Annotated in this window: 1 protein-coding gene and 3 rRNA genes; all 4 read right to left on the reverse strand. The window is 59.2% G+C overall.

What is annotated here, in order from left to right; translation table 11 throughout:
• A partial coding sequence (locus AB3M81_RS18500) for a tetratricopeptide repeat protein (RefSeq protein ID WP_412905416.1) occupies positions 1-950 on the reverse strand: 950 nt, incomplete at its 3' end.
• Between the two features lie 156 nt (positions 951-1,106).
• Positions 1,107-1,223 (reverse strand): 5S ribosomal RNA (rrf, locus tag AB3M81_RS18505).
• Positions 1,224-1,330: 107 nt separating this feature from the next.
• Positions 1,331-4,437, reverse strand: a 23S ribosomal RNA gene (locus AB3M81_RS18510).
• A 339-nt stretch (positions 4,438-4,776) separates the two neighbouring features.
• Positions 4,777-6,295 (reverse strand): 16S ribosomal RNA (locus AB3M81_RS18515).
• Together the 16S, 23S and 5S rRNA genes form the textbook arrangement of a ribosomal RNA operon.
• Positions 6,296-6,507: the final 212 nt, after the last annotated feature.

Raw genomic sequence — 6,507 nt, forward strand, 5'->3', positions numbered from 1 at the left:
CCCTGGAGTTGGGTGAGGCGTTGTTCGGCGTCGGTGAGGTGGTGGGCGTCGGTGCCGGCGACGCGGTGGAACCAGGTGATGGCGTCGTGGGTGCGGCCGGCGGCGTGGAGGGTGTCGGCGTAGGCGTAGCGCAGGCGGGTGACCCAGTCGGCGCGGTTGGTGGTGTGGAGGGGTTCGGTTTCGAGGAGTTGGAGGGCGGCGTCGGTTTGGCCGAGGTCGCGGCGGGCGCCGGCGATGACGATGGTGAGTTCGATGTTGCCGGCGTCGTCGAGGTGGGCGCGGGTTTCGGGGGTGTCGTAGTCGAGGGCGCGTTCGGGGCGGCCGAGGGCGCGTTCGGCGTCGGCCATCATGGGGGCGTAGATGTGGCGGCCGGTCATGCGGCGGGCGGCGCGGAATTCGGCGAGGGCTTCGGCCCAGTTGCCGAGGGCGTAGGCGGTTTCGCCGACGGCTTCGCGGACCAGGCCGGTGCGGGTGGCGCGGGCGCGGGCGGCGAGGGCGTGCTTGTGGGCGGTTTCGGGGTCGGTGTGTAGGAGGGTGCCGGCCATGACGAGGTGGCGGGCGACTTTGTCGGCGAGCTTGTCGGGCAGGCCGGACAGCTCGGCGCGGGCGTGCTTGTCCAGGTCGCGGGCGGAGACGTCGTCGGGGATGGGGGGTCCGTCGTAGGCGCGCTGTTCGGCGGTGCGCTCGCCTGCGCGGTCGGTGCGGGGGCTGCTGGTGCGGGGGCCGCGGGCCGGGCCCTGGCCGCGACCGCCGGCGGGGCGCGGGCCGCCGCCGGTGGTCTTGGCGGCGCCCGAGCGCGGGCCACCGCTGGTCTTGCCGCCACCGGGCTTGCCGCTGGTGTTCCTGCCGCCGGTCTTGCCGCTGGTGTTCTTGCCGCCGCCGGTGTTCTTGCCGCCGCTGGTGGGGCGGTTGGTGGGGCGGTTGGTGCGGGGGCGGCGGTCGTCGGCCATCGGTGGGGTCCTTCTTCAGGGGTGCTGCTCGCAGGCTGCTGCGGACGAGAGGGTGTGTGTGGTGGGCGGCTTCAGGGGTCCTGGTGTCGAGGATAGAAGGGCCCGGAAATGCAGCAAGGCCGCTCCCGAAGGGAGCGGCCTCGCGCATCAATGGTTGTCCGGCGACGTCCTACTCTCCCACACCGTCTCCAGTGCAGTACCATCGGCGCTGAAGGGCTTGACTTCCGGGTTCGGAATGTAGCCGGGTATTTCCCCTTCGCCATGGTCGCCGAAACTCTATGGAGATATCAACTAAACCTTGGGAGAACACTCGTTGGTGTTCTCTCGTGGTTCCCGATCATATCTCGGGAACCTCACAGTGGACGCGTGCGATCTGTGTAAGAAACAAGCCCTCGGCCTATTAGTACCGGTCAGCTCCATGCATTGCTGCACTTCTACTTCCGGCCTATCAACCCAGTGGTCTGCTGGGGGCCTTACCTCCTCGAGGGAGTGGGAAACCTCATCTTGAAACGTGCTTCCCGCTTAGATGCTTTCAGCGGTTATCACTTCCGAACGTAGCCAACCAGCCGTGCTCTTGGCAGAACAACTGGCACACCAGAGGTTCGTCCACCCCGGTCCTCTCGTACTAGGGGCAGCCTTTCTCAAGTTTCCTACGCGCGCGGCGGATAGGGACCGAACTGTCTCACGACGTTCTAAACCCAGCTCGCGTGCCGCTTTAATGGGCGAACAGCCCAACCCTTGGGACCTGCTACGGCCCCAGGATGCGACGAGCCGACATCGAGGTGCCAAACCATCCCGTCGATATGGACTCTTGGGGAAGATCAGCCTGTTATCCCCGGGGTACCTTTTATCCGTTGAGCGACGCCGCTTCCACATGCCAGCGCCGGATCACTAGTTCCGACTTTCGTCCCTGCTCGAGCTGTCACTCTCACAGTCAAGCTCCCTTGTGCACTTACACTCGAAACCTGATTGCCAACCAGGCTGAGGGAACCTTTGAGCGCCTCCGTTACATTTTAGGAGGCAACCGCCCCAGTTAAACTACCCATCAGGCACTGTCCCTGATCCGGATAACGGACCTAGGTTAGATGTCTAGTACGACCAGAGTGGTATTTCAACGGCGACTCCACCCGAACTGGCGTCCGGGCTTCACAGTCTCCCACCTATCCTACACAAGTCGAACCAAACACCAATACCAAACTATAGTAAAGGTCCCGGGGTCTTTCCGTCCTGCCGCGCGTAACGAGCATCTTTACTCGTAGTGCAATTTCGCCGAGTTCATGGTTGAGACAGCGCCCAAGTCGTTACTCCATTCGTGCAGGTCGGAACTTACCCGACAAGGAATTTCGCTACCTTAGGATGGTTATAGTTACCACCGCCGTTTACTGGGGCTTAAGTTCTGTGCTTCGCTTGCGCTAACACGTCCCCTTAACCTTCCAGCACCGGGCAGGAGTCAGTCCATATACGGCGTCTTTCGACTTAGCATGGACCTGTGTTTTTAGTAAACAGTCGCTTGGGCCTGGTCTCTGCGGCCTTCAACGCTTCGTGGAGCAAGTCCACTGACGAATCCGGCCCCCCTTCTCCCGAAGTTACGGGGGCATTTTGCCGAGTTCCTTAACCATGATTCTCTCGATCACCTTAGTATTCTCTACTTGACCACCTGAGTCGGTTTGGGGTACGGGCGGCTCTGAATCTCGCTAGATGCTTTTCTCGGCAGCATAGGATCACTCACACTCCACTAGGTGGGTGGCATCGGCTCTCAGGCACATGAGTGACGGATTTGCCTATCACTCGCCCTACGACCTTACCCGTGGACAACCATCGCCACGGCTGAGCTACCTTCCTGCGTCACACCATTGCTTGCCTACTACCAGATCGGGTCATGCGCTACGCCGCACCGTGGTCTCCGAAGAGACGGTAGGTGCGGTTTCGGGCACTTAGCATCACTGGATTCAGCATGGGCGATTCAATGCCGGTACGGGAATATCAACCCGTTGTCCATCGACTACGCCTGTCGGCCTCGCCTTAGGTCCCGACTTACCCAGGGAAGATTAGCTTGACCCTGGAACCCTTGGTCATTCGGTGGAAGAGTTTCTCACTCTTCATTCGCTACTCATGCCTGCATTCTCACTCGTGTCGCATCCACGGCTGGGTTACCCCGCCGCTTCACTCGCGACACGACGCTCCCCTACCGATCCACACGGCTGGACCACGAAGGCCTACCACATGTGTGAATCCCATAGCTTCGGTGGATTGCTTGAGCCCCGCTAAATTGTCGGCGCGGAATTACTTGACCAGTGAGCTATTACGCACTCTTTCAAGGGTGGCTGCTTCTAAGCCAACCTCCTGGTTGTCTCTGCGACTCCACATCCTTTTCCACTTAGCAATCGCTTTGGGACCTTAGCTGATGGTCTGGGCTGTTTCCCTCTCGACTACGGAGCTTATCCCCCGCAGTCTCACTGCTGCGCTCTCACTTGCCGGCATTCGGAGTTTGGTTGAGTTCAGTAAGCTGGTAGGCCCCCTAGCCCATCCAGTGCTCTACCTCCGGCAAGAAACACGCAACGCTGCACCTAAATGCATTTCGGGGAGAACCAGCTATCACGGAGTTTGATTGGCCTTTCACCCCTATCCACAGCTCATCCCCCCAGTTTTTAACCTAGGTGGGTTCGGTCCTCCACGCGGTCTTACCCGCGCTTCAACCTGGCCATGGATAGATCACTCCGCTTCGGGTCTAGATCGTGCAACTCAAACGCCCTGTTCGGACTCGCTTTCGCTACGGCTACGGCACTCGCCTTAACCTTGCTACACAACGCTAACTCGCAGGCTCATTCTTCAAAAGGCACGCTGTCACAGTTCACAAGGAACCGCTCCAACGGATTGTATGCACATGGTTTCAGGTACTATTTCACTCCCCTCCCGGGGTACTTTTCACCTTTCCCTCACGGTACTTGTCCGCTATCGGTCATCGAGGAGTATTTAGGCTTAGCGGGTGGTCCCGCCAGATTCACACCGAATTTCAGGGGTTCGGTGTTACTCGGGATGACGCACAAGAGCCATGAGCTTACGGTTACGGGGATCTCACCCTCTGTGTCGCGACTTTCCAGTCAGCTTCACCTTCACTCATGGTTTATGACTCTTCGACTGTCCGGCAGAACAGTCAGTGCGGTCCCACAACCCCCTGGATGCAACGCCCGCCGGCTATCACACACCCAAGGTTTGGCCTCTTCCGGTTTCGCTCGCCACTACTCCCGGAATCACTGTTGTTTTCTCTTCCTGTGGGTACTGAGATGTTTCACTTCCCCACGTTCCCTCCCAACGCCCTATGTGTTCAGGCGCAGGTACTCAGACTTTCCTCTGAGTGGGTTTCCCCATTCGGACATCCCCGGATCACAGCTCGGTTGTCAACTCCCCGGGGCTTTTCGCAGACTCCAACGTCCTTCATCGGCTCTCGATGCCAAGGCATCCACCATGTGCACTTAGTAGCTTGTTGTTACTACAAAGATGCTCGCGTCCACTGTGAAGTTCTCAAAATACGATCGGTCCCGCACCCAGATCCACGCCTACCCGACCAAGGTCGAACGGTTCGCGGGGGTATGCGGTCCAAGGGGTCCTGCACGAAACAACGTGCTGATCCCTCAGGACCCAACAGTGTGCCTGAGCTGCCCAACCGATCCGACCGAGGTTCCACGCTCTCACGAGCAGTACTGACGATCCTCACGACCAGGCAAGTCAAATAATCGACGATCCACTAGTGAGCAGGACCCGCGCCAGACATTCGCTGACGAACGGTGTCCGCCTGGACCAGCCAAGCTGGCCAGATGCTCCTTAGAAAGGAGGTGATCCAGCCGCACCTTCCGGTACGGCTACCTTGTTACGACTTCGTCCCAATCGCCAGCCCCACCTTCGACGGCTCCCTCCACAAGGGTTGGGCCACCGGCTTCGGGTGTTGCCGACTTTCATGACGTGACGGGCGGTGTGTACAAGGCCCGGGAACGTATTCACCGCAGCGTTGCTGATCTGCGATTACTAGCGACTCCGACTTCATGGGGTCGAGTTGCAGACCCCAATCCGAACTGAGACCGGCTTTTTGGGATTCGCTCCACCTCGCGGTATCGCAGCCCTTTGTACCGGCCATTGTAGCATGCTTGAAGCCCTGGACATAAGGGGCATGAAGACTTGACGTCATCCCCACCTTCCTCCGAGTTGACCCCGGCAGTCTCCTATGAGTCCCCACCATCACGTGCTGGCAACATAGGACGAGGGTTGCGCTCGTTGCGGGACTTAACCCAACATCTCACGACACGAGCTGACGACAGCCATGCACCACCTGTATACCGACCACAAGGGGGCACCTATCTCTAGGTGTTTCCGGCATATGTCAAACCCAGGTAAGGTTCTTCGCGTTGCATCGAATTAATCAGCATGCTCCGCCGCTTGTGCGGGCCCCCGTCAATTCCTTTGAGTTTTAGCCTTGCGGCCGTACTCCCCAGGCGGGGCGCTTAATGCGTTAGCTGCGGCACGGAAACCGTGGAAGGTCCCCACACCTAGCGCCCAACGTTTACGGCATGGACTACCAGGGTATCTAATCCTGTTCGCTCCCCATGCTTTCGCTCCTCAGCGTCAGGTAATGCCCAGAGAACCGCCTTCGCCACCGGTGTTCCTCCTGATATCTGCGCATTCCACCGCTACACCAGGAATTCCATTCTCCCCTGCATACCTCTAGTTTGCCCGTATCGGAAGCACGCTCAGGGTTGAGCCCTGAGTTTTCACTCCCGACGCGACAAACCGCCTACGAGCCCTTTACGCCCAATAATTCCGGACAACGCTCGGACCCTACGTATTACCGCGGCTGCTGGCACGTAGTTGGCCGGTCCTTCTTCTGCAGGTACCGTCACTCTCGCTTCGTCCCTGCTGAAAGAGGTTTACAACCCGAAGGCCGTCATCCCTCACGCGGCGTTGCTGGATCAGGCTTTCGCCCATTGTCCAATATTCCCCACTGCTGCCTCCCGTAGGAGTCTGGGCCGTGTCTCAGTCCCAGTGTGGCCGGTCACCCTCTCAGGCCGGCTACCCGTCGTCGCCTTGGTGAGCCGTTACCTCACCAACAAGCTGATAGGCCGCGAGTCCATCCCACTCCGCCGGAGCTTTCCACCACCAGAGCATGCGCTCGATGGTCATATTCGGCATTAGCCAGCGTTTCCACTGGTTATTCCGATGAATGGGGCAGGTTACTCACGTGTTACTCACCCGTTCGCCGCTCGTGTACTCCCGAAGGAGCCTTACCGCTCGACTTGCATGTGTTAAGCACGCCGCCAGCGTTCGTCCTGAGCCAGGATCAAACTCTCCGTTGAAAAAATCCCGGAAGCCAAAGACTCCCGGTCAACAACTAGACAGTTCAACACTGACAAGATCTGACTGCTGGACAGTCATTTATTGTCGGAATTGTCCCTGCAACCCTGCGCGACACCAACCACAAGGCTGGCATCCTTCAGAGTCGCCGGGGTACTGATAAAAATTCGTCGACTTTTGACACACTGTTGAGTTCTCAAGGATCAGACGCACA

Source organism: Aeromicrobium jepli (genome assembly GCF_047246605.1).
Lineage (GTDB): Bacteria > Actinomycetota > Actinomycetes > Propionibacteriales > Nocardioidaceae > Aeromicrobium.